This window comes from Mycobacterium sp. IDUB_39 (assembly GCF_055419205.1).
The window spans coordinates 1-762 of record NZ_JBVAXF010000028.1 but is presented as its reverse complement, the minus strand read 5'-3'; the positions used below and the strand labels follow the sequence as shown (position 1 = coordinate 762).

Here is a 762-nt window from a genome sequence, read left to right as displayed (position 1 = left end):
TGGCGTCGCCGATGCAGGCGGTTGGTGGGTTGTTTGCGATGGGGGTGGATGCGTTCAGGTTCATCTTTGTGCGGCCGTTTCAGTGGCGGGAGTTTTTGGAGCAGTCGTGGTTTGTGGCGCGGGTGTCGTTGGCGCCGACGTTGTTGGTGGCGATTCCGTTCACGGTGTTGGTGAGTTTTGTGCTCAACATTCTTCTTCGGGAGTTGGGTGCGGCTGATCTGTCGGGGGCGGGTGCGGCCTTTGGTGCGGTGACTCAGGTGGGTCCGTTGGTGACGGTGTTGATCGTGGCTGGGGCTGGGGCGACGGCGATGTGTGCCGATCTGGGCTCGCGCACCATTCGTGAGGAGATCGACGCGATGGAGGTGTTGGGCATCAATCCGGTGCAGCGGTTGGTGACCCCGCGGATGTTGGCCTCGGGTCTGGTCGCGTTGTTGCTCAATTCGTTGGTGGTGATCATCGGGATTTTGGGTGGGTATTTCTTCTCGGTGTTTGTTCAGGATGTGAATCCGGGGGCGTTCGCGGCGGGGATCACGTTGTTGACCGGGGTGCCCGAGGTGATCATCTCGTGTGTGAAGGCGGCGTTGTTCGGGTTGTTCGCCGGGTTGATCGCCTGTTATCGGGGGTTGACGATCACCGGTGGTGGGGCCAAGGCGGTGGGTAATGCGGTCAACGAGACGGTGGTGTTCGCGTTCATGGCGTTGTTCGTGATCAACGTGGTGGTCACCGCGATCGGCATCCAGTTGACGGCCAAGTAGGGCGGGG

The 762-nt window shown here is 61.0% G+C and carries 1 protein-coding gene; it reads left to right on the top strand.

Features of this window, described 5'->3' with window-relative positions; genetic code table 11:
* A partial coding sequence (locus ACZY0X_RS31215) for an MlaE family ABC transporter permease (RefSeq protein WP_463775897.1) occupies positions 1 to 755 on the top strand: 755 nt, incomplete at its 5' end.
* Positions 756 to 762 lie beyond the last annotated feature (7 nt).